This is a genomic window from Bacillus sp. FSL W7-1085 (genome assembly GCF_038595035.1).
Classification (GTDB): Bacteria; Bacillota; Bacilli; order Bacillales; family Bacillaceae; genus Bacillus; species Bacillus altitudinis.
Window position 1 is genome coordinate 2,312,467 of the sequence record NZ_CP152000.1, and the last position, 23,514, is coordinate 2,335,980.

The 23,514-nt window shown below is 41.9% G+C and carries 24 protein-coding genes; 3 read left to right on the plus strand and 21 right to left on the minus strand.

Going from position 1 to position 23,514, the window contains the following annotated elements:
• Window positions 1-30: 30 nt before the first annotated feature.
• From MKY11_RS11905 to rpsU, 8 genes are all read right to left on the minus strand, one after another.
• Entirely contained in the window at window positions 31-990 is a 960-nt protein-coding gene (locus MKY11_RS11905; RefSeq protein WP_342501430.1) for a PhoH family protein, read from the minus strand.
• Between the two features lie 3 nt (window positions 991-993).
• Complete coding sequence (gene yqfD, locus MKY11_RS11910) at window positions 994-2,184, minus strand: sporulation protein YqfD (protein WP_041090989.1); 1,191 nt, start codon at window positions 2,182-2,184, stop codon at window positions 994-996.
• Window positions 2,185-2,202: 18 nt separating this feature from the next.
• The gene (yqfC, locus tag MKY11_RS11915) at window positions 2,203-2,484 is read right to left on the minus strand and encodes a sporulation protein YqfC (protein WP_012010618.1); all 282 of its coding nucleotides are present in this window, start codon (window positions 2,482-2,484) and stop codon (window positions 2,203-2,205) included.
• Window positions 2,485-2,690: 206 nt separating this feature from the next.
• On the minus strand, window positions 2,691-3,188 hold the full coding sequence (locus MKY11_RS11920) for a hypothetical protein (RefSeq protein WP_024718815.1): 498 nt from the start codon (window positions 3,186-3,188) through the stop codon (window positions 2,691-2,693).
• Window positions 3,189-3,219: 31 nt separating this feature from the next.
• Window positions 3,220-4,212, minus strand: coding sequence for a flotillin-like protein FloA (floA, locus tag MKY11_RS11925; RefSeq protein WP_008356247.1), 993 nt, complete (start codon window positions 4,210-4,212; stop codon window positions 3,220-3,222).
• A 27-nt stretch (window positions 4,213-4,239) separates the two neighbouring features.
• A complete protein-coding gene (locus tag MKY11_RS11930; RefSeq protein ID WP_073413896.1) occupies window positions 4,240-5,553 on the minus strand; it encodes a nodulation protein NfeD in 1,314 nt (437 codons plus the stop codon).
• Window positions 5,554-5,694: 141 nt separating this feature from the next.
• A complete protein-coding gene (locus tag MKY11_RS11935) occupies window positions 5,695-6,144 on the minus strand; it encodes a GatB/YqeY domain-containing protein (RefSeq protein ID WP_007501319.1) in 450 nt (149 codons plus the stop codon).
• A 14-nt stretch (window positions 6,145-6,158) separates the two neighbouring features.
• On the minus strand, window positions 6,159-6,332 hold the full coding sequence (rpsU, locus tag MKY11_RS11940; RefSeq protein WP_003152957.1) for a 30S ribosomal protein S21: 174 nt from the start codon (window positions 6,330-6,332) through the stop codon (window positions 6,159-6,161).
• A 184-nt stretch (window positions 6,333-6,516) separates the two neighbouring features.
• On the opposite strand from rpsU, the gene MKY11_RS11945 reads away from it, so the two are divergent.
• A complete protein-coding gene (locus tag MKY11_RS11945) occupies window positions 6,517-7,446 on the plus strand; it encodes a Na/Pi symporter (protein ID WP_096881635.1) in 930 nt (309 codons plus the stop codon).
• A 40-nt stretch (window positions 7,447-7,486) separates the two neighbouring features.
• On the opposite strand, the gene mtaB is transcribed toward MKY11_RS11945, so the two are convergent.
• From mtaB to gpr, 12 genes are all read right to left on the minus strand, one after another.
• Window positions 7,487-8,845 carry a tRNA (N(6)-L-threonylcarbamoyladenosine(37)-C(2))-methylthiotransferase MtaB gene (mtaB, locus tag MKY11_RS11950; protein WP_342502109.1) on the minus strand — a complete coding sequence of 453 codons (1,359 nt, stop codon included), beginning with the start codon at window positions 8,843-8,845 and terminating at the stop codon, window positions 7,487-7,489.
• The gene (locus tag MKY11_RS11955; RefSeq protein WP_024718812.1) at window positions 8,845-9,615 is read right to left on the minus strand and encodes a 16S rRNA (uracil(1498)-N(3))-methyltransferase; all 771 of its coding nucleotides are present in this window, start codon (window positions 9,613-9,615) and stop codon (window positions 8,845-8,847) included. Before MKY11_RS11955 ends, mtaB begins: the two co-directional genes overlap by 1 nt.
• A gap of 23 nt (window positions 9,616-9,638) precedes the next feature.
• Window positions 9,639-10,574: a 50S ribosomal protein L11 methyltransferase gene (prmA, locus tag MKY11_RS11960; RefSeq protein ID WP_017358022.1), complete on the minus strand. Its 936-nt coding sequence runs from the start codon at window positions 10,572-10,574 to the stop codon at window positions 9,639-9,641.
• A 22-nt stretch (window positions 10,575-10,596) separates the two neighbouring features.
• Entirely contained in the window at window positions 10,597-11,730 is a 1,134-nt protein-coding gene (dnaJ, locus tag MKY11_RS11965) for a molecular chaperone DnaJ (RefSeq protein WP_017367628.1), read from the minus strand.
• A gap of 165 nt (window positions 11,731-11,895) precedes the next feature.
• A complete protein-coding gene (dnaK, locus tag MKY11_RS11970; protein ID WP_327878413.1) occupies window positions 11,896-13,734 on the minus strand; it encodes a molecular chaperone DnaK in 1,839 nt (612 codons plus the stop codon).
• Window positions 13,735-13,758: 24 nt separating this feature from the next.
• Window positions 13,759-14,316, minus strand: a complete 558-nt coding sequence (grpE, locus tag MKY11_RS11975; protein ID WP_008342471.1) for a nucleotide exchange factor GrpE — start codon at window positions 14,314-14,316, stop codon at window positions 13,759-13,761.
• A 64-nt stretch (window positions 14,317-14,380) separates the two neighbouring features.
• Complete coding sequence (hrcA, locus tag MKY11_RS11980) at window positions 14,381-15,412, minus strand: heat-inducible transcriptional repressor HrcA (protein WP_008342473.1); 1,032 nt, start codon at window positions 15,410-15,412, stop codon at window positions 14,381-14,383.
• A gap of 81 nt (window positions 15,413-15,493) precedes the next feature.
• Window positions 15,494-16,633 carry a radical SAM family heme chaperone HemW gene (gene hemW, locus MKY11_RS11985; RefSeq protein WP_342501431.1) on the minus strand — a complete coding sequence of 380 codons (1,140 nt, stop codon included), beginning with the start codon at window positions 16,631-16,633 and terminating at the stop codon, window positions 15,494-15,496.
• 114 nt (window positions 16,634-16,747) lie between these two features.
• Window positions 16,748-18,586 carry a translation elongation factor 4 gene (gene lepA, locus MKY11_RS11990; RefSeq protein WP_008342476.1) on the minus strand — a complete coding sequence of 613 codons (1,839 nt, stop codon included), beginning with the start codon at window positions 18,584-18,586 and terminating at the stop codon, window positions 16,748-16,750.
• 165 nt (window positions 18,587-18,751) lie between these two features.
• Window positions 18,752-19,084 (minus strand): YqxA family protein, encoded by a 333-nt coding sequence (locus MKY11_RS11995; protein ID WP_017358024.1) that lies wholly within the window; start codon window positions 19,082-19,084, stop codon window positions 18,752-18,754.
• A gap of 13 nt (window positions 19,085-19,097) precedes the next feature.
• Window positions 19,098-20,306, minus strand: coding sequence for a stage II sporulation protein P (locus MKY11_RS12000; protein WP_007501337.1), 1,209 nt, complete (start codon window positions 20,304-20,306; stop codon window positions 19,098-19,100).
• Between the two features lie 66 nt (window positions 20,307-20,372).
• Complete coding sequence (gene gpr / locus MKY11_RS12005) at window positions 20,373-21,488, minus strand: GPR endopeptidase (protein WP_342501432.1); 1,116 nt, start codon at window positions 21,486-21,488, stop codon at window positions 20,373-20,375.
• Window positions 21,489-21,686: 198 nt separating this feature from the next.
• Here gpr and rpsT point away from each other — a divergent pair, with 198 nt between their 5' ends.
• A complete protein-coding gene (rpsT, locus tag MKY11_RS12010; protein WP_008342485.1) occupies window positions 21,687-21,953 on the plus strand; it encodes a 30S ribosomal protein S20 in 267 nt (88 codons plus the stop codon).
• A 135-nt stretch (window positions 21,954-22,088) separates the two neighbouring features.
• Here the strand turns inward: rpsT and holA are convergent, their stop codons facing one another.
• On the minus strand, window positions 22,089-23,108 hold the full coding sequence (gene holA / locus MKY11_RS12015) for a DNA polymerase III subunit delta (protein WP_017358025.1): 1,020 nt from the start codon (window positions 23,106-23,108) through the stop codon (window positions 22,089-22,091).
• Between the two features lie 238 nt (window positions 23,109-23,346).
• Between holA and MKY11_RS12020 the strand changes: the two genes are divergently transcribed.
• Window positions 23,347-23,481, plus strand: a complete 135-nt coding sequence (locus MKY11_RS12020; RefSeq protein ID WP_008342491.1) for a YqzM family protein — start codon at window positions 23,347-23,349, stop codon at window positions 23,479-23,481.
• The last annotated feature ends 33 nt before the right edge of the window (window positions 23,482-23,514 follow it).

A 23,514-nucleotide genomic window follows, 5' to 3' on the forward strand; every position in this document is an offset into this window, starting at 1 on the left:
GACCCGATTAAGGCGATCGGGTCACTCAGTTCATTTTTGCTTTTCGTATGCTCCAATGATCTTCGCCACAAGCGGGTGTCTGACCACATCTGTCTGATCTAATTCAATGAATGAGATACCCTTGATCTCAGCAAGCATGTCCTTTGCAGCTGCAAGACCTGACTGCATACCTTTAGGCAGATCAATTTGTGTAATATCTCCTGTAATGACCATTTTAGAACCAAAGCCTAGTCTCGTCAAAAACATTTTCATTTGAGCTGGCGTTGTATTCTGCGCTTCATCTAAAATCACAAATGCATCATCAAGCGTCCGCCCTCTCATATAGGCAAGAGGGGCAATTTCAATCACTCCGCGCTCAATTAAACGTTCCGTATGATCACTGCCAAGCACATCGTGCAGAGCATCATATAGCGGTCTTAAATAAGGATCGACTTTTTCTTTTAAATCTCCTGGCAAAAAGCCAAGACTTTCTCCTGCTTCAACAGCTGGCCTTGTCAGGATAATCCGTTTGACATGTCCATTTTTCAGGGCATGTACGGCGTTGACCACTGCCAAATACGTTTTACCTGTACCAGCAGGTCCAATCCCAAAGACCAGATCATCTTTTTTCATTGCCGAAGCATATTCACGCTGGCCGATCGTTTTGACTCTGATCGACTTTCCTTTGGCATTTTTCGTAATTTCATCTTCATACATATTTTCAAAATAATTGAGCTTGTCTTTTTGCGCCATTTTAATGGCATAGACGACATCCCGTTCAGAAATCTCAATTCCTTTACGAATGAGATGTAAGAGAGATGTAATCAAACGGCTCACAGTATCTCTTGATGCTTCCTGACCAGAAACATACACTTTCTCTCCACGTGTGATAATGGAGACATTCAGCTCGTTTTCCATCAGTTTCAGATAAGCATCTTGATTGCCAAATAAAGCAATGGCTTCGTTTGGGCTATCCAATTTTTGTTGAATCTCAAGTAAATGTTCTGTCATTCTCTAGTCTCCCTGAACAATAGGTGTTGGTTGAACAATATCTTCTATTACTTGGTAAAGGATGATTAACTTAACTTTACCATTCCCTGTTGTCTCGTGCAAAACTTTTTCACTTTTCACCTCACCTGTTTGACCTAGCTTTTCTTCTAATTCTTTTTTACCCATTTTAATCCCTGCTTGAACCGCTTCTTTATTTGTGTATTCTCGATTTATTTTTTCACTTTCTCGTGTGATTTCCTTTTCATAGGAGAACGGTAGTTGCATATTCAAAAAATGAAGCGGGTGAACTTCTGTTTCTGTTTTCGGCTGCTGAAAATCATCTTTTTTAAAGGAAAATCCCCAAAATGGGATGGAGCCTCCAAACAAGGATAGCTTGTGCTTTGTCTTCATTTTACCCGTAAAGACATCAAAAGATGTTCGGAGAGGGACAGAAACTTCAGATCGGTACCATGTTTCACCATATATTTTCGCTTTGGCTCCGACCGTTTTTTTCTGATCTTCACTCCCAATTAAACCTGAGACGAGCATCTGCCCTTTTTTCACATGTTCATCGACCTGGGCAAGCGGTTCCCCCTTTTCTACATACATTCTCGTGATGACCGCCTTTTTCTTGGCAACGATGTGCTGAGGACTCGTATATTTCTCCTTTTCAGGTTCATTTTTTTCGACCACTTTCATTTGAAACGTCGTTCCGTTCAGTTCAACTCCGACCCATGTAATGCTCTGAATATTGGTCGTCAATGACTTTTGTATTTTTTCAGGGGTCCCCATAAGAAACTGAAAACGCCCTTTTTGTACCCCTATTTCGTCCAAATGCTTTCTCATTTGGTGTTCTGTTTCTGGATTCGCACCTTTAATCTCAATTTTCCACACCATATTTGAAAGAGCCAATATCGTCACTAGGAAAAAAGCCATCCCGAGGGTAAATCCAATATTTCTTCTCGACCACAGAAGAAGAAACGGGAACCCTTTCTTTTGATGAAATGAACATTTCACCTCATGATGTCTGCGCACTTTTCTAAAGGCATGTACATCTGAGAGGCGAATAAATAAGCGCACGCTGTCTTGACGGCGGCTCACTTGAAAAATTGTGATCCCCTGTCTCGTGCACTCATTGATTAGCCGCTCAATACCGCTTCCTCTTATCTCCACTTCCACTCTGCCAATAAAATAGGCAAACCATTTATTCTTCACGTTTCTCCCCTCCGTCAGTTAAGAATCAATATAACGGACCTCATCGATTTTCCCCTCTAATAAGATCTCTTCTGGCAAAATCGTTTTAATCACAAAGTCTTTTCCTGAAATAATGCACTGTCCTTGCTTGAGCATCAGCCTTACCTCTTGATCACTGAAAAGTAAAAGCCCTTTATGGTTCTCTATGTAAATATGGAGTCTGCCAACCATCGTAATACGGGGAAGATCCATCATCACGTCCGGAGGGATTTCAAGTGTTCTTGTCAGCCATGCTTTAAGTCGATTTTTTCTTTTTCCCATTCAATAAGAACCCCTTCCCACCTCATGTGTATGAGATCAAACTGAAAGATGGTGAGACTGATGAGAAAGCCTCTATATCATCCTATTCCTCAGCGGTTCATATCATGCTAATGAATCCCGTAAAACAGCCGTTTCATCATTTTGACTAAGAAAAGTCTCCATTACACAACAAAAAAGCCCCCTTAAGGATGAGGGGGCTTACTTCTTTATCTTTTATATGGTCGTTTCATCGTTCGATGCGGCTTTTTGGCACGAGGCTCTCCAAATACTTCACCAAGGATCATCCCTTGAACGACCGTATCTTGGTTGAGTTTCTCAATCATTTTCGGCTTCATTCCAGCAGATGCTGCCTTTGGCCTTGTAAGTTCTCTTTCAAGCGATTGAAACTCTTTATTCAGCTCGCTTTTTCTTTCTTCCATTTCGGCAAGTGTAGCGGTATAACGATCCTGTAAGGATTGTGAACCTTGTTTTTTCATCCCGCCATGATCATGTACATCGCCAAAATCGTCAAGCTGGTCCGTTACGACCGGATCTGGACTTGTTTGTTTTGTTTGCTTTTGCGGCACTGGTTTACGCTGAGGGGCCGGTTTGTTTTGCTGGTTCTTTTGTTCGTTCTCCTCTTGTTTACCGATTTTCCCAAAAACCGCAGAGATAATACCGATGATAATCGCTATTAGTAACGGATTTTCAAATAGAATGTCCAATGGGCTCCCTCCTTAAAGCGTGAGAGGATGCTTATTTGTTTTCATTATCAGATGGACCTTTTGTCATTTTGCCAAATGAATCTCTCATATCCGTATCAGCATCGATATTCTTAATGTTCATGTAGTCCATAACTCCAATATTACCTTCACGTAGTGCTTCGGCCATTGCAAGTGGTACTTCAGCCTCAGCTTCTACTACTTTCGCGCGCATTTCTTCAACTCTCGCACGCATTTCTTGTTCTTGTGCAACAGCCATCGCGCGGCGTTCTTCTGCTTTCGCCTGTGCAATGTTTTTGTCGGCTTCTGCTTGGTCTGTCTGCAGAATTGCCCCGATGTTCTTACCGATATCAACATCTGCGATATCAATCGAGAGAATTTCAAATGCTGTACCTGAATCTAATCCTTTACCAAGAACCGTTTGAGAAATCATATCAGGATTTTCAAGAACCTTTTTATGATTATCTGATGAACCGATTGTCGAGACAATCCCTTCACCTACACGAGCAATGATGGTTTCTTCTCCTGCACCACCGACAAGTCGGTCAATGTTTGCACGAACTGTAATACGTGCTTTTGCTTTTACTTCAATCCCGTCCATCGCAACACCTGAGATAAATGGTGTTTCAATGACTTTAGGGTTTACACTCATTTGGACAGCTTCAAGTACGTCACGGCCTGCTAGGTCGATTGCCGCACAGCGAGCAAAGTTCAATTCGATATTCGCACGCTGAGCTGCGATCAATGCGTTGATCACGCGGTCAACGTTACCACCTGCAAGATAGTGGCTTTCTAATTGGTTAATCGTCGCATCAAGACCTGCTTTATGCGCTTTGATGAGCGGGTTGACCACTCGGTTTGGAATCACTCGGCGAAGTCTCATTCCTACAAGTGTAAAAATGCTCACTCTTACGCCAGCCGCTAGGGCAGAAATCCACAGCATCACCGGTACAAAGGTGAAGAAGATCGATAGAACGATCAAACCTGCTGCGATAATCACGAATAATAGTAAAGTAGATGGATCCATTTTATTCCTCCTATAAAATCAGTATATCTATACTTTCCTCACGACAATGCGTGAGCCTTCCGCTTTCACAATTTTTACTTGTTCATCCTTATCGATAAAAGCACCTTCTGACACAACATCAATGCGCTCGTCTCCGAATACAATCGTACCAGATGGACGAAGTGCTGTTGCTGTCACTGCGATTTGTCCTACAAGATCATCTCTTGTTTCATTTGAGACATAACCACTTTCTTTATTGGTTGAATCGGTTAAAATGAACTTTTTAAAAAATTTCATACGTTTCCCCAACACCTTTGTCAATAAAATAACTGCTATGATTGAAACAGCAGTGGCAATCAAGATGGAAATCGCCATTTCTGTAAAGCTTCCAGCTGCTAAAAATAAGCTGACAACGACACAGATTAGTCCAATGACACCCACGATTCCCCCTGGCAAAAATAATTCCAGAATGATCAACACAATCCCTGCCAAAAACAGGAACAATGTCTCATATCCTGCAAAACCTGCCACGAGATGACCATAAAAGAATAGAAGAAGCGCTGTGACTCCCATGGTGCCTGGGACCCCAAAGCCCGGAGAATATAATTCAACAATTAACCCTAAGCTCGCGATGGATAAAAGGATAGGAATGACGATCGGATGCGTGAGAAAACGCGCAACCTTTTCAGCAAAGCTCACTTCATCGTATTGAACAGAGGCATCTGCTAAGTTCAGCTTCTGAACCAAGTCATCCATATTTTTCGCTTCTCCTTCTGCATAACCGAACTGAAGCGCCCGATCTGTGTTAAAGGTCAGCAATTCTCCTTTTGGTGCACCAGCTTCTTTTGCGTCTATATCTACATCTGCCATCGCAAGAGCATATTTTGGATCACGCCCCTGCTTTTCAGCAGCGTCACTCATTTCAGCAAGCCATAGAGATTCAGATTTTTGATCGGCAGCGTTGCCTTCACCGTCAATGATCGCAGCAGCCCCCATCTTTCCGTTTGGGGTCATATAAATTTGATCGGCATTTAGGGCAATGAATGCCCCGGCTGAAAGCGCTCTATGATTCACAAACGCTGTCACTGGGATGTCGGATGCACGAATGGTATCGGCTATTTCAAGTGCCGCATCGACTGCACCACCTGGTGTATTGATGTCGAGAATGATGTGCTTCGCCCGTTCCGACTTTGCCTGCTCAAATGATCGTTCAATGAATTTAGAAAGTCCTTTTTCTACTGTATCTTCAATTGGGATTACATGAACTTTCTGATCTGCTGATTTCGCGGTCAATTGAACCCCTAATAACAAGCATATTATAAAACAACTGAAGAGAGCAATAGAAATTTTCATTTTTTTCATCTATTTGGTGATCCCCCCTCTCTTTCTTTCATTTTACCGTTCCTTTACATACGTTACAAATGTATCATAGGTTTCATTTTTATATGACAGGTTTATGGAGGCATAAAAAAAGTACCCTTCTAACATGAGAAGGATACTTTTTTATTGAGACAGTTGCTCGCTGACAAGTCTGTTAATCACAGCACCATCAGCTTTACCTTTTACTTTTGGCATAATAGCGCTCATCACTTTACCCATATCAGCTTTCGATGAAGCACCGGTTTCGGCGATTGTTTCTTTCACAACCGCCTGCAGTTCTTCTTCAGAAAGCTGTTCAGGTAAATAAACGTCTAAAATGTCAATCTCTTTTTGAACTTTATCTACTAAATCTAAGCGATTAGCTTTCGAAAATTCATGGAGGGAGTCTTTACGTTGCTTAATCTCGCGGGAAAGGACGGTTAGTTCCTCATCTCCGGTCAAACTGTCTTTCTTAAGCTTTATTGCTTCATTTTGCAGTGAAGCCTTTACCATACGAATGACAATAAGCTTGTCTTTCTCTCGGTTTTTCATAAAAAGCTTCATATCAGAATTTAATTGCTCAAGAAGACTCATAAAATCCACCCTCTTTAGAATTTACGTTTTCTAGCAGCTTCAGACTTTTTCTTACGCTTTACGCTAGGCTTTTCATAAAATTCACGCTTTCTTGCTTCTTGCAATGTTCCAGTTTTGGATACACTGCGTTTAAAGCGACGAAGAGCATCTTCAAGCGATTCGTTTTTTCTAACGACCGTTTTTGACATTCTCTTTCCCTCCCTCCGAATACACCAATCGACTGCATTAAAAAAAGATATACATATGCAAAACATGTACCTAGACATTATAATATAAGCCTAGGTTGAGGTCAACTAAGTGATTTGGAAATATATTTTCGTCATGAGCAGGTAGACAAGTCCATATATTCATTGGTAAGAGGAGGACTTTTCTATGATGGCGATCATTTATTTTTGTGCACTTATTTTCATTTTTTTATGGGCAATGGGTTTGCTTAGGAAAGGATTAATGGCACTCACGTCGTCTCGTATTGAGAAATCACTTCTTCTCTTTACAGATCATCCAGTCAAAGCATTCTTGGTCAGTATTGTGTTTACAGGGGTTCTTCAAAGCAGTTCGGCGTTTATGGTCATCGTTATCGGCTTTGTGAGTACAGGCATTCTCACGTTTAAAAAATCCATACCCATGATTCTTGGAACGAATATCGGCTCAACATTTACGACAGAATTTATTGCCATTAAGATGGACGTGTTTATGTGGGTTCTGATTGCAGCTGGTCTTTTATGTATCATTTTGGGCAGGAAGTCTTTTCGATATGCAGGAAAAAGTTTATTTGGGCTTGGCATGATCTTTTTTTGTATTCAAGGTTTTTCAAAAATTGCAGGTATGATGACCAGTCAGCCAGAGACACTGCGTTTCCTTGAAATGATGCAGCATTCCGATTGGACAGCTCTTCTCTCTGGTACAGTGTTCACGGCCATTGTTCATTCAAGCTCTGTATGTATCGGTATTTTGATGGGATTTATGAATGAAGGGACTGTCGCTCTAAAAGAAGGCATCAGCTTTGTTTTAGGGTCCAATATCGGAACATGTATTACTGCCGTGATGGCTGCTATCTCTGGTGGTTATGCAGCCCGCCAAACCGCGTATGCACACGTCGTGTTTAATGTTCTAGGTGTACTTTTATGTCTTCCTTTTCTCGCCTTTATTACAGAGTTTGTTGCGCTTTTAGCAAGCTCTCCTGCCCAGCAGATTGCGCACTTTAGTCTGCTGTTTAATGTTGCAAGTTCTCTCCTCTTTTTCCCGTTCATCCGCCCTTTTCACGCCTTGATTTTGTTCCTTCTTCCAAATCAGTCAACATAAAAGAAACCGGCTTGCCTAATGGCTGCCGGTTTTTCATTCATTATGAGGTCATTCTCACTTGATCCGTCTGCACGTCATCACTTATACGGACGAATTGTCCTTCGTTATAAGGATAGCCTGCTTTCGTAATCTTCACTTTTACCAAACGGCCGATCATGTCCTCTGTTCCTTCAAATACGACCTTCATGTAGTTATCAGTATATCCTACATACAGATTGTGCGTTCCGTCTTGTTCTTTGAAGGATTCTTCTGGAATAATCTCTAAGACGTCGCCTTCATATGCCGATGCATATTCTTTTGCAAGCTGATCAGAAAGAGCAATGAGGCGGTGAACGCGTTCGTTTTTCACATTCTCATCTACTTGATCTTCCATTCTTGCAGCAGGCGTACCTGTCCGTTTGCTGTAAGGAAACACATGGAGCTCAGAGAATTGATGGTCTTTGACAAAATTGTATGTTTCCATAAATTCTTCTTCTGTTTCTCCTGGGAATCCAACGATCACATCTGAAGTGACAGCAAGACCTGGCAATGCTTTTTTGAGCTTCGTTAAACGCTCTGCAAAGAATTCCATTGTGTATTTACGGCGCATTCTTTTCAGTACAGTATTAGAGCCAGATTGAAGCGGAATGTGCAAGTGTCTCACAATTTTATCTGACTGATCGAGCACTTCAATCACTTCGTCTGTAATTTGACTTGCTTCAATGGATGAAATGCGGATTCGTTTTAATCCCGCCACACATTCATCTAATTCTTTCAGAAGCTTAGCAAAGTTATAATCCTTTAAATCTTCACCGTATCCACCTGTATGAATACCTGTTAATACAATTTCTTTGTAGCCAGCATCGACAAGCTGCTGCGCTTGATTGATGACTTCTTCTGGATCGCGAGAACGCAGTAATCCGCGAGCCCAAGGGATAATGCAGAATGTACAGAAATTGTTACAGCCTTCTTGGATTTTTAATGAAGCACGTGTTCTGTCAGTAAACGCAGGAACATCTAGTTCTTCAAAGACCCGTGCTTTCATGATATTGCCAACTCCATTGATCGGCTGTCTTTCTCTTCTGTATTCTTCAATATAACCAAGCAGTTTATGTCTGTCTTGTGTGCCAACCACAATATCAACACCAGGAATCGCCATGATTTCTGCCGGAGACGTTTGTGCGTAACAGCCTGTTACACAAATGACACCATCCGGATTATGACGAATGGCTCTTCTAATGACTTGGCGGCTTTTTTTATCGCCTGTATTGGTGACGGTACATGTATTAATGACATATACGTCTGCTTTTGATTCATAATCTTTTCTTTCATAGCCAGCTTCTTTAAACAGCTGCCAGATGGCTTCTGTTTCGTAGTGATTGACCTTACAGCCAAGTGTATGGAACGCTACTGTTCCCATCATGATTCACCTCTTAATAACTCTGTTTGATAAGATATAGCAGAAAGCGCATAAAGAGGAGCTGTTTCTGTTCTTAAAATGCGTGGTCCAAGCCCGCAAATGACTGCACCATGCGCTTCAAGTTCTTCAATCTCCTTTTCTGCTAAACCGCCTTCTGGACCAAAAACCACTAATAAGGTTTGTCCGCCCTTCATCTGTTGGAGCACCGTTTGAAACCGGCTTTGCTCGCCTTCTTTCGATGATTCTTCGTATGCAACGACACATTTATCGAATTCACCGGCCAGTTGAATCAGCTCTTTAAATGTTGATACTGGATAAACGCGCGGAATGATATTCCGGTAAGACTGCTCGGCAGCTTCTTTCGCAATTTTTTCCCAGCGATCTCGTTTTTTTAATGACTTTTTTTGGTCAAGTTTTGTAATCGAACGAGTCGCTTGAAACGGAATAAAAGCACTTGCGCCAAGCTCGGTGCCTTTTTGGATAATCCATTCAAGCTTATCCCCTTTTGGCAGACCGCTTGCAATCGTCACCTTGATCGGAAGTTCTCGATTCTGATTCGTCCAGCCTTCCAAGTGACAAATCACTTCTTCCTTTGTTATTGTATCAATTTTACTGAGCGCTTCAAAGCCGTCTGTCGTTAAGCAAAGGATGTCTTCTCCTGCTTTCATCCGCATGACGTTTGCAAGGTGATGAACATCTTCACCCTTTATGACGATGTTTCCCTTTTCCGTCACTTCTTCTTTTGTGAGGTCGATAAAATATCGTTGCATACGTGTCCTGACACCTACTCGCTTTATTTTTTCGCTATTATGCTGACCCAATCTTCCATTGACAGCACTTCAACAATCTCAAAACCGGCTTCTTCTAAAGCAGTTTTGACTTGTAATTTCTTTTGTCCGATAATGCCTGATGTAATAAAGTAACCGTCTTTCTTCAATAGATCATACGCTTGATCTGTAAAGCGCATGATGACCTCTGCGAGGATGTTGGCCACAATCACATCGCGTTCACCTGAAATCCCATCAAGTAAATTATTTTGTTTTACCGTTACTTGCTCGCTCACACCATTTAATTCGATGTTCTGCTTTGCACTTTCCACTGCAACGGTGTCGAGATCAAATGCATGAATGTCTTTTGCACCGAGCATTGCAGCAGCAACACTTAAAATGCCAGATCCTGTTCCAACGTCAATCACCGTGTCGTTTTCCTTCACATAGCGCTCAAGCGCCTGAATGCAAAGAACCGTTGTTGGATGTGTACCGGTTCCAAATGCCATTCCAGGGTCCATTTCGATGATCAATTCATCAGAATGAACGGGTGTGTACTCTTCCCATGTTGGGACGATGGTAAATTTCTCAGAGATTTTCACAGGATGATAGTATTTCTTCCATGCAGTCGCCCATTCTTCTTCGTTTACTTCACAAATTGACAGTGTATTTCGTCCAAGGTCAATATCATATAGAAGAAGATTGTTGATGGCTTCTTTGATCTCATCTACCGTTTCCATCAAAAAGCTATTCATCGGAAGGTAGGCTTTGACGATGACCCCTTCCTCAGGATAATCATTCGGATCGAGCTGGTAGATCTCACCGTATACATTTTCACGTTCCTTGACTAAATCAAGCGGGTCCTCAATCACGACACCACTTGCACCTGCTTCATGCAAAATATTGGTGATCGGTTCCACCGCTTCATTTGTTGTATGGACGCTTATTTCTGACCACTTCAATACTACCAACTCCTTATCCGTCTTACTCGCCTTTAAATGCGCGTTTCACCTTATCGAAAAAGCTCATTTCTTGTTCGTCCGGTTTATTTCCGCTCACTTCAGCAAATTTTCTAATGATATCTTTTTGATTTTCAGTTAAATTCGTCGGTGTTACGACGCGTACAACGATATGCTGATCGCCTTGACCATAACCGCGTACATTTTTTACACCTTTTCCTTTGAGTCTAAACTTCGTACCCGTTTGTGTGCCCGCAGGAACTTTTAATTTGACTTTCCCATGTAATGTCGGCACTTCAATTTCATCACCTAGTGCAGCCTGCGCAAAGGTAAGCGGCATTTCGCAGTAGATGTCATCTCCATCTCGTTCGAAGAATTCATGCGCCCTCACATGGAAAACAACAAATAGATCGCCTGGAGGTCCTCCATTTACACCTGGTTCACCTTGACCAGATACTCTAAGCTGCTGACCATCGTCCACACCTGCTGGGATCGTCACATTGATTTTCTTACGCTTACGCACTTTACCAGATCCACCACATGTTGAACACTTATGTTCAATTTGTTTACCAGTTCCGCTACAGTAGTTACATACTCTGCGGTTGACTACTTTACCAAATGGGGTGGATTGCTCGACATTTAGTTGACCTGACCCGCCGCAATGTGAACATGTCTTCGCCTGTGTTCCAGGTTTTGCACCTGATCCATGACACGTTTCACATGATTCTTCGCGGGGAATCTCGATCGTTGCTTCTTTCCCAAATGCCGCTTCTTCAAATGAAAGGGTCATTGTATATTGAAGGTCCGCTCCTTGACGCGGTGCATTTGGATCTCTTCTTCTGGCACCGCCGCCAAAAATACTAGAGAAGATGTCATCAAAGCCGCCGAAGCCGCCAAAGTCTCCTCCACCGCCAAATCCGCCGCCACCAAATCCTTGGTTTGGATCAGTGTGACCGAACTGGTCATAATGTGAACGTTTTTGATCGTCAGAAAGGGTTTCATAGGCTTCTTTTACTTCTTTGAATTTCTCATCTGAGCCAGCTTCTTTATTAATATCAGGGTGATACTTTTTTGAAAGCTTGCGGTATGCCTTTTTGATTTCGTCCTTTGAGGCGCTCTTACTCACGCCAAGCACTTCATAGTAATCACGCTTACTCATCTCTTCACACTCCCGATTTTCTCACATAAATACGATTGTATCATTTTAAATTGATCTTTTTCAATTCCTTTTCATCGTTGAAAAGAAAAAAGTCAAAGCCAAGAGATCCTGACTTTGACTTTCTGACGAGTACGTTTCAGCAGTCTTTTTCAAAAGTAAAGGTGATTATTTTTTCTCTTGATCGTCGTTTACTTCTTCGTATTCTGCATCCACTACATTGTCATCTGCTTTTTGAGCACCTTCAGCGCCTTCTTGCTGAGCTTGTGCTTGTTTTGCAGCTTCTTCATAGAGCTTTGTCGTTAATTCTTGAACGATTGTTTGTAGCTCATCTTTTTTCGCTTTGATGTCTTCAAGCTCGCCTTTTTCGATCGCAGCTTTTAGCGCATCTTTTGCTTCATTCGCTTTTTTCACTTGCTCTTCATCGATTTTGCCTTCAAGATCTTTTAATGTTTTTTCTGTTGTAAACACTAATTGATCTGCTTCATTGCGCACTTCGATTTCTTCTTTTTTCTTTGCATCTGCTTCAGCATTTTCTTCTGCTTCTTTGACCATTTTTTCAATCTCATCATCAGAAAGACCTGAAGAAGATTTGATTGTGATGTTTTGTTCTTTTCCAGTACCCATATCTTTCGCACGTACGTTTACGATACCGTTTTTATCGATATCAAAAGATACTTCGATTTGTGGTACGCCGCGTGGTGCTGGTGGAATGTCAGTCAATTGGAAACGACCTAATGTTTTGTTGTCTGCTGCCATTGGACGCTCACCTTGTAAGACGTGAATGTCTACAGCAGTTTGGTTGTCAGCAGCCGTTGAGAATACTTGAGATTTACTTGTTGGAATTGTTGTATTACGTTCAATCAGCTTTGTGAATACGCCGCCCATTGTTTCAATTCCTAAAGAAAGTGGTGTGACGTCAAGAAGAACAACATCTTTGACATCTCCCGTGATAACTCCACCTTGAATTGCCGCACCAAGTGCAACCACTTCATCAGGGTTTACGCCTTTATGAGGCTCTTTACCTGTTTCTTTTTTGATTGCTTCTTGTACTGCAGGAATACGAGTTGATCCACCAACAAGGATAACTTTATCAATCTCGCTAGCAGATAGACCAGCATCTTTCAGTGATTGACGTACAGGTGTCATTGTACGCTCTACAAGGTCTGCAGAAAGCTCTTCGAATTTAGCACGCGTTAGCGTTAATTCTAGGTGAAGAGGACCTGCATCTCCAGCTGTGATAAATGGCAGTGAGATTTGTGTAGAAGATACACCAGAAAGATCTTTTTTCGCTTTTTCAGCAGCATCTTTTAAACGCTGAAGCGCCATTTTATCTTTAGAAAGATCAATGCCGTTTTCTTTTTTGAACTCAGCCACTAGATGATCGATGATGACTTGGTCAAAATCGTCTCCACCTAGACGGTTGTCCCCAGCAGTTGAGCGTACTTCAAAGACGCCGTCTCCAAGCTCAAGGACTGATACGTCAAATGTACCGCCACCAAGGTCATATACAAGAATCGTTTGATCTTCATCTGTTTTATCTAAACCATAAGCAAGTGCAGCTGCTGTTGGTTCGTTGATGATACGTTCTACTTCAAGACCAGCAATTTTACCAGCATCTTTTGTTGCTTGGCGCTCTGCATCGTTGAAGTAAGCAGGAACTGTAATAACCGCTTTTGTTACTTCTTCGCCAAGATAAGCTTCAGCGTAAGATTTAAGGTGTTGAAGGATGATTGCAGAGATTTCCTGCGGCGTGTAGTTCTTGCCCTCAACTTCTACTTTATAATCTGTACCCATATGTCTTTTAACAGACATGATGGTGTTTGGGTTTGTAATTGATTGACGTTTCGCTACTTCACCTACTTGGCGCTCTCCATTTTTAAAAGCGACAACAGATGGTGTTGTACGTGCTCCTTCAGCGTTTGCAATAACTTTTGGCTCGCCGCCTTCGAGTACTGCAACGCATGAGTTTGTTGTTCCTAAGTCAATACCAATGATTTTACTCATATTCGATGACCTCCCATTATGTAGTTATTGATTTACTTTTACCATTGATGGACGAATAACTCGGTCTTTGAGTTTATAGCCCTTTTGCAATTCTTCTACAACGATGTTTGAATCGTAGTTTTCATCTTCAACTTGCATGACGGCTTGATGAAGGTTTGGATCGAACTCTTTGCCGACAGCTTCAATTGGTTCAACGCCTTCATTTTTCAACGCTTCTACCAGCTGGCGGTAAACCATTTGCATACCTTCTAACAAACTTTTCGTCTGCTCATTGTCTGGATCGATTCCAAGCGCTCTTTCAAAGTTGTCGAGAGCTGGGAGAAGGTCGCTGACAACATGTTGAGAACGATATTTTTGCACGGTCTCCACTTCAGTTCGAGCACGGCGTTTATAGTTTTCAAAATCTGCTTGAACACGCAGAATTTTGTTTTCTTTTTCATCTAGAAGCTGCTGCAATTCATCAATCTTCTCTTGGAAGGCAGACTGTTCATCGTGCTTTACTTCCTCAGTTTCTGCTTGAACTGCTTCTTCTTGTGCTTCAACCTCTGCTGCTTGCTCAGGTGTCTGTTTTTCTTCTGACATTGTGTTCACCTCCCTCAAAAAGATTCAATTATACGAAGGGGCTGTGCCCCCACCTTTTATCACCCTACTCATCATACAAATTGGAAAGTGCGTTTGACAAGTCTTTTGATACATGATGCAAAAGACTAACGACTCGCCCGTAATCCATACGGGTTGGACCAATGACAGCGATGGAGCCGAGTGATTTTTGATCAATCGCATAAGTTGCTGTGATTAAACTGCAGTTCTCCATTGCTTCCAAATTGTTTTCTGAACCGATTTTAATGGTGATTCCTTGCTGATTTGGATGAAACAGCTGCATGACATCGTTCTTTTGTTCAATCAGCATCATGAGTGAACGAATGCGGTCAATGTCATGAAACTCTGGCTGGTTCAACATATTAATCTTCCCGCCAAAGAAAAGTTTTGATTCATTTTGTGTTGAAGTGAATGTGTTACCAAGCGCATCTAAAATATGATCATAGTCTTTTAAATGCGTGCGAAGGAGCATCACTACTTCTTTATACATCCTGTCCTTCAGCTGATCCATCGGGACTCCAGCTAAGCGGCTGTTTAAAATATTCATCAGCTTCTCAATATCGGAGACATCAAGATGCTCAGAGAAGGTGATGGTTTTGTTTTCAACATGCCCGCTGTCTGTAATCATAATCGCTACTGCTTTATTAGGCTGGACAGGGACAAGCTGAATTTGCTTCAATCGATTTTCACTTAGCTTTGGACCAAGGACAATCGATGTGTAGTTTGTGAGATCTGATAAAATTTCCGCCGATTTTTGAACTGTTTTTTCCAGCTCAAAAATTTTCTCCTGAAATACTGACTGGATTAGCACAAGCTCTTTAGATGACAGTTTTCGCGGAGAGAGCAAATGATCTACATAATAACGATATCCTTTTTCGGAAGGAATTCTTCCTGATGAAGAATGGGTCTTTTCAATAAAACCGAGTTCCTCCAAATCAGCCATTTCGTTTCTAATCGTCGCAGAGCTGAATGTAATGTCTTCTTTTTTGGAAAGAGTCCTTGATCCAACTGGCTGCGCCGAACGAATAAAGTCATTAATAATGACTTGTAGAATCAAAAGCTGACGATTTGTTAACATCATCATCACCCCTGTTAGCACTCTCTTTCAACGAGTGCTAATTGTATAAACAAAATTACCAAACTCAAATTAAAATGTCAATTATAACTCACCGAGAAACGCTTGAAATACTTCATTCCCTAACAATTTTCCTTTTCTTGTTAAACGAATGCCAATCTCATCCTGTTCAATGAGACCTTTTTCTGCTAATTCTTCAAGAACGGCGGGAAAGAGTGCTTCTGGTGATGCTCCAAATTTCGCTTGAAAGTGAGCACTTTTCACGCCTTCAATTTTCCGCAAACCTAAGAACATTTCCTCTTCGATCTGTTCTGCTTTTGTCACCTGATGCGTTTCCTTATATGGAAACCCTGTTTGTTCAATGAGCTCTAAGTAATGCTTCACTGGTCCAGCGTTCACATTGCGGACGCCATCTACATACCCGTGCGCTCCTGCGCCAAAACCAAAGTAATCTTCGTTGCTCCAATAGGTGAGGTTATGTTGGCTTTCAAAACCTGGTTTGGCGTAATTGCTAATCTCATATTGTTTGAATCCGTGCCGCTCCATTTCATCCATGACGAGCTCATACATTTCAGCCTCACGTTCTTGCGGTGGTAAATGCAGTTTCCCTTTTTGCATCAAATTGTAAAAGACTGTCTTTGGCTCGACAATCAGCGAATAAACCGAATAATGTTCTGCACCTAATGAAAAAGCGGTCTCTAGTGAATGCATGACATGATGCTTCTCTTGATGAGGCAAACCAAACATAAGATCAAGACTAATGTTGTCAAACCCAACTGCTCTTGCTCGCTCGAAAGATGTGAGAACATCTTTCTTTTGATGAACCCGTCCGATTTTTTTGAGCAGGTCATCTTCAAATGTTTGAACACCAAAGCTCAGCCGATTAACGCCTGCTGATTTTAAGACATTCAATTTCTCAAGCGATAGTTCGTCTGGGTTTGCTTCTACTGCAAACTCGATTAAGTTTTTGGTTGGTTTTAATACGCGGTGAATGCTGTCCATAAGCTGATCTAACTGGCTGGTTGTCAGTGATGTCGGGGTTCCTCCGCCAATAAAGATCGTCTTTAGTTCTTGCTCCCCTTTTTGATCGATCGTGTGCTGCATTTCTTTTTCAAGAGCGGCTAAGTATTCATCGACCGGCTGGGTTTTAATGAAAAATTTATTAAAATCACAATAGTGACAAATGTGCTCACAAAATGGAATGTGAATGTATGCTGCTTTCATTTGTTGACACCTTCTTTACAGGTAAAGAGCCGCAGTTTATCGCTGCGGCCTCTTCGTTTGTTTTCGACTATAAACGTCAAGGCGAGCATTGTAAAGCAGGTTGCCTTGAGGATGTTATTTTTTCGGTGTGCTGTCGTCCATTTTCAGCACGGCCATAAATGCTTCTTGTGGGACTTCTACAGAACCCACTTGCTTCATGCGCTTTTTCCCTTCTTTTTGCTTCTCAAGAAGCTTTCTTTTCCGGGAAATATCTCCACCATAACACTTCGCTAGTACGTTCTTGCGCATTGCTTTAATGGTAGACCGAGCAACAATCTTTTGACCGATCGCTGCCTGAACTGGTACTTCAAAGTGCTGGCGCGGAATCAGTTCTTTCAGCTTTTCTACAATGATCTTTCCGCGTTCATATGCATAATCGCGGTGAACAATAAAGGAAAGTGCGTCGATTTTTTCGCCATTAAGCATGATATCCATTTTCACTAGAGTGGATGGGCGATAGCCGATCAGCTCGTAATCAAAGGATGCATACCCTTTTGTATTGGACTTTAATTGATCAAAGAATTCGTATACGATCTCTGCCAGAGGAATTTCGTACACAATGCTCACGCGGTTTGCATCAAGATATTGCATATCAATGAAATTGCCGCGCTTTCCTTGGCAAAGCTCCATCACAGAACCAACATAATCATTTGGCACCATCATTGTTGCCTTCACGTATGGCTCTTCAATTCGCTCAATCTTTTGCGGATCAGGCAAATTGGACGGGTTATCTACGACGATTTTTTCTCCGTCTGTCATATACACATCGTAAATAACACTTGGCGCTGTCGTAATAAGGTCGATTTTAAATTCACGTTCAATCCGTTCTTGGATGATTTCCATATGAAGCATGCCAAGGAAGCCGCAGCGGAAACCGAAGCCCAGTGCTTGGGATGTCTCTGCCTCATATTGAAGTGAAGAATCGTTTAATTCAAGCTTTTCTAACGCTTCACGCAAGTCGTTATATTTCGCTGTGTCAATTGGATAAAGGCCGCAGTACACCATTGGGTTCAGCTTTCTATATCCAGGTAGAGCTTCTTTCGCAGGGTTTACCGCACTTGTGATCGTATCCCCTACACGTGTATCGCCAACATTTTTAATAGCAGCTGTTAAATAGCCAACATCTCCAACAGTGAGTTCGTCTGTTGGCATTGCTTTCGGTGTAAATACGCCGACTTCAAGCACTTCAAATTCTTTGCCTGTCGCCATCATCTTGATTTTTTGACCCGGTTTGACGGTTCCTTCGACAATTCGTATGTAAGCAATGACGCCACGATACGCATCGTAGAGAGAATCAAAAATGAGGGCTTGAAGTGGTGCTTCTGGATCTCCAGCTGGTGCCGGCACCTTTTCGACGATTTGTTCTAAAATATCCTCGATCCCGATGCCCGCCTTAGCAGAGGTAAGAACAGCTTCAGATGCATCCAACCCGATGACATCTTCAATTTCTTGTCTTACACGTTCAGGTTCTGCGCTCGGCAGATCAATTTTGTTAATGATCGGCAGGATTTCTAAGTTGTTATCAAGAGCTAAATAAACGTTCGCTAGTGTCTGTGCTTCAATGCCTTGTGCTGCATCCACCACAAGAATTGCACCTTCACAGGCAGCTAGGCTTCGAGATACCTCATAGGTGAAGTCGACATGCCCTGGTGTATCAATCAGGTGCATAATATATTCTTCTCCATCCTTCGCCTGATATTTCAGCTGGACAGAGTTTAATTTGATCGTAATGCCGCGTTCACGCTCTAAGTCCATGGAATCAAGTAATTGTTCTTTCATTTCTCGTTGCGTAATCGCCGCTGTTTTTTCCAAAATACGGTCAGCCAATGTGGATTTCCCATGGTCAATATGGGCGATAATGGAGAAATTTCGAATTCTTGATTGCCGTTCTAATCGTTTTTCTTTATCTGTCACAATCTATCACTCCTACTATAAAACGCGGGTTGCGCTAGGTTAGATTATATCAATAGGGCTGTAAAGATTCAATCGAAATCAAGAAAAGCCGCTCATCGGTTAGCGGCTTTCACGAAAAGGTGTGATATCTTATGAAATAACATCCAACATGATGCTTACAACAGTTTATTTACCATTCACCCAATCATAAAGTGTACGGGCTGCATGTGTCATACCATCTGATAATGCTTTTCCAGCCTTAGAGAAGGCATTAAAGCTCTCCATTTCTTCTAGCTGCTTTTGCTTTTCTGCTAAGTCTTTTTGTGTGACAGCTGTTCCGAGGATAGAAGCTTCTTTTTCTTGATCATCATTCGTTTGGACAGTGAAGGCACCTTTTAATTGCGGATCATGATACCCTTTCATTTGCAGCATGCCATTATTGGCTTGCTGCATTCCTAAAAAGACACCAAATAGCAATACGAGCGATAAAATAATGGTTTTTCCGATAAATGAGCCCATGTCCTCCACCACCTTAAGACCGTTTTTTCTCATCCTTTGCTTTGCCGTCTACCTTTTCTGCGTCCCAGAAAATTTCACTGAACACATCAGCTGCTGCATTGGATGCGTTTTTCAGTTCTTCCATATTATTATCCACACCGCCAAATTCTAATAGGAGGGCTTTATCAGATAAATCTTGATTATAGATTCCATTATCACCAATTTCTCCTTTGGCAAACACACCGACACTAAGTCCTTTATATTTTTTCTCCATCAAATGGTGGAACTCTGTCGCCAGCTTTAAGTTTTTCTCATAGCTTTGATTCTTCTTCCCTACAACAAACGCGATTCTCGCATATTTCTTGCCTTTGATTTCTACTGTCGTATCTTTCTTTCTTCTTGAATCCCGGTGAATATCGATTAAGTAATCTAAGTCATCATTTTTAGCGAGAGCTTCTTTTACAACCAATCTGGATTCATTATACGATTGTGGGTACTTCAACCCTTTTTTCAGCAGTCTTTTTTCAATTTCTGTTTTATCCACTGTGTTGCCGATTCCTTGCTGATCGAGCGCTTTACCAAACATCTCCCCGACAAGGGTGACGTTCACTTTTGAGTGGCGCGCATTGTTTGGGTTTGTTTCTCCTTTTAAAAATGGTAAATATGATTCCGTATTATGTGTGTGATAAATGTATACAGCTTTTCGTTTTCCTGTCGACTGGTCCGGCTCTTTTGCAGGCGTTTTCGGTTCATCTTCATCAAGCTTGTCCAGCTCAGCTAGATTTGCTTCTTTTTCATCTTTGATGACTTCACTTGGAGGCGGCGATTCCATTGGCATATTCGTATAGTCTGTACCTTCACCTGCTAGGATGATTTTTGTATCAAAATGTTCAAAGCCTGGCAGCTCTCTTCCTAGAAAACTGCGGGGGTCTTCTAAATTGATACTTGTGGCAAGTTTGAGTGACAGCCCAGAGAAATGAAACCCTTTTTGATCTTCAGGGACTGCTGAGGCAAAATATTGATTTTCCATCCCCATTAGAGTTGCAAAGAATGCCCCTGACAGCTCATCTGCCACACCATATAATGATGCTTGAGGCCTAAGCTCAGGTTTTAAAGACGTCAAAGCCCCTGACATGACAAACACAACCACCAGAGAGACAATAAACAAAAAAATACTCTTCACTACTTTTGTTCCATTAATCGCAACGACCAACTGTCGAGGACGGCGAGGTCTTTTTTTCATGATTTACTCCCTCCAGCACGCTTTCTAGTAATTACACTATGAGCGAGCTAGAGAAAGTAGAACTGATTAATGATTATAGGAACCCATGTTGTCTTGAGAGATTTTTTGATGAAGTGCTGTATTTAACCCATTGGCGAGTACGTTCGCCATGTCATCAATGAATGTATCCACTTCCTTCGGTGTGACCATTAGATTTTGTCCAAGCGGTGCAAGCACTTCATGGATCAACTGTCTTTTTTCTTCTTCAGGAAGCGTTCCGACGATTCCTAAAAAGGATTGACGCGTTTCATCATCTGGCAAATCTTCTTCATTCAGCACTTTTTTCTTCCCAAATGTCAGACCCGCTGGTACTAAAGATCGGGAAGGTCTATCATCTTTCAGTTCTCTACCAAAATGCTTTAACACGTAATCAATCGTGTCACTTGCGATCGTCACTGCATCGACCACTGTCGGTACACCAATGGCAATGACTGGAATCCCCAAGGCCTCTTTGCTTAATTCTTTTCGTTTATTTCCGACACCCGATCCTGGATGTATACCTGTATCAGAAATTTGAATCGTCGTATTCACCCGTTCTACTGCGCGTGCAGCTAGTGCATCGATGGCGATCACAAAATCTGGTTTAGATCGTTCAATGACACCTTGTATAATGTCACTTGTTTCTATACCAGTCAGCCCCATGACACCAGGCGATAATGAAGACACTGGGCGATAGCCTTCCTGCACATTCTCAGGCTGTAATTCAAATAAATGGCGTGTCACCAGCAAATTCTCAACTGTGAGCGGCCCTAAAGCATCCGGCGTGACATTCCAGTTTCCGAGTCCTACGACAAGACAGCTCGCATCTGCCTGAATGCCGTGATCTTTTAAAAACTGAGCAAAATGATGGGCAAAAACTTCAACCACTTTTTCTTGCATCTCAGAGTCTTTCTCCCGAATTCCTTGCGCCTCAAGCGTCAAGTATGTCCCTGCCTTTTTTCCGGTCAACTCTTCTCCTTCTGTCGTAATCTCCACAGTGCGGATGCGGATGCCGTGCTCTTCCTTCTCCTTCTCAACAATTCCTTGAATACCGTCCTTTTTGACCACATTCGGATCGTTCTCTTGTTCTAGTATCTCTTTTGTTTCAACGGCCAAATCGGTCCGGATTTGATAAGCGCTTAAATCGAGTTTCTGTTTCTTCATGAAAAGGCTCCTTCCATCAAGTAATTAACAGTAGTCTTTCCATCTCTTTCAAGAAACATTCGAGCGCTTCATCAATGAAAAATACTTTACATTTATATTGCATTCTAAAGGTGTGTTTGATAGAATACAATTTGTTCTATTGTGAAGATTTAACCTTAAGACAATTGTGTTTAGGTTGTATCTTAGGAGGTGAAACACATGCCAAATATTAAATCAGCGATCAAACGTACAAAAACGAATAACGAACGCCGTGCACACAACGCAACAATCAAGTCTGCGATGCGTACTGCGATTAAACAAGTTGAAGTTTCTGTAGCTAACAACGATGCTGAGCAAGCAAAAGCTGCTCTTTCTTCTGCTGCAAAACGCATTGACAAAGCCGTTAAAACTGGTCTTGTACACAAAAACGCAGCTGCGCGTTACAAATCAAGACTTGCGAAACAAGTAAACGGACTTTCTGCATAATGTTTGCAACGCCTCAGTGATGAGGCACCTGTTTAACTGTACGTCCGTCCTGAACGGCTCAGCCATAAGGACAGACTGGCAATTATACATCTAAACAAAAACGACCCTCTTTTGAGAAGGTCGTTTTTTTTATGTTCAAGCCCCTAATAACCGAAGCAGGAACAATTCTAATAATAGCTGCTTGTCCTTTTTACCCGTTTTCATTTCATAATCAATCGTGGAGAGCTCTTTGACGATGTACTTTAGCTCTTCTTCTGAAAACAGTCTTGCCTGATCCATCGCGAGTTTGACCCGAAATGGGTGGACTTTCAAGTTTGACGCAATTTGTTTTTGCCCGTATCCCTGTTGAGCAAAGTACTTTGTCTGCAATATCAACCGAAATTGATTTGAAATGAGTGCCAATATTTTAATGGGCTCCTCATTTTGCTTTAGGAGATCATAAAACATTTGCATCGCTTCAGACCGGCGCCTGTTCACAATTTGGTTAATCAGTTCGAAAATATTCTGCTCCAAACTTCGTGCAACGAGCTGATTGACATCCGCCAGCTCAATTTCCTCTCGCTGCCCAATATATGTACTTAGCTTTCGAACCTCTTGAAAAAGTGAGGACAGGCTCCCGCCACATAACATGACAAGCTGTTCTGCCGCTTCAGCCGAGATTGTTTTTCCTTCTGTTTTCACCAGCGTGATGGTGAAATCTGTTGTTTCTTTCGGATTTAACTCTTTCGCCTCAACCACAGCCGCTTTCTTTTTTAACAATTTGGTGATTTTCTTACGTTCGTCCAGTTTTTCATATGGTGCTAATAACACGAGAATCGTGTAGGGTGCTGGCTTTTCTAAATAAGCTTCTAACACAGAAAGCTGATGCTCGATCTTTTCTTTTTTCTTTTCTGCAGTGAGGAAATAAGGGTTCTTGATCACAACGAGACGCCGCTCTCCCATAAACGGAAATGTTTCTGCGTCCGTCACAGCCTGCTCAAGCGGCACCTCTTCCATATCGAAGACAGAGTAATTAAAATCCTTTGTTTCTTCGTCGACGACAGCTTGTCTCAATTTTGCAGCTGTCTCTTGAAGTAAATACGTTTCTTTTCCATATAAGCAATAAACGGGATGGATATCCCCTTTTTTTAAATTGTTCCATACTTCAAAGACCATTCGCTTAAATCCCTCTCTTTCACTTCCTCCTCTATCCTAAAGTGTGTAGAGACATTAGTAAAGAGGAAGCTGAAAGTGCCGCCTCCTCATTTATAGTAAACGTCTCACGTAAGCTCCCGGGTCAGCTTACAGTCAGACGATATTCACAAAATGATCATGAAAATGGAAAACGGTTACTTTACCTTCTAGCAATTCCAAATGAGTTCAAGTATACTAAAAATAGCCAGGAGGGATGAAAATGAATGAATTTGAAAAGAATGTTCAAAGCAAGCGGAATGATGTGACCGACTCAGCTGTTGGTTTTATCGTCACATTCGGATTTTTCGCCTCAATGTTTATTTTGGCAACAGTGATACACCTCGTTGGATCTTAACTACATGAATGCAAGATGACTGCCGTTTTGGCA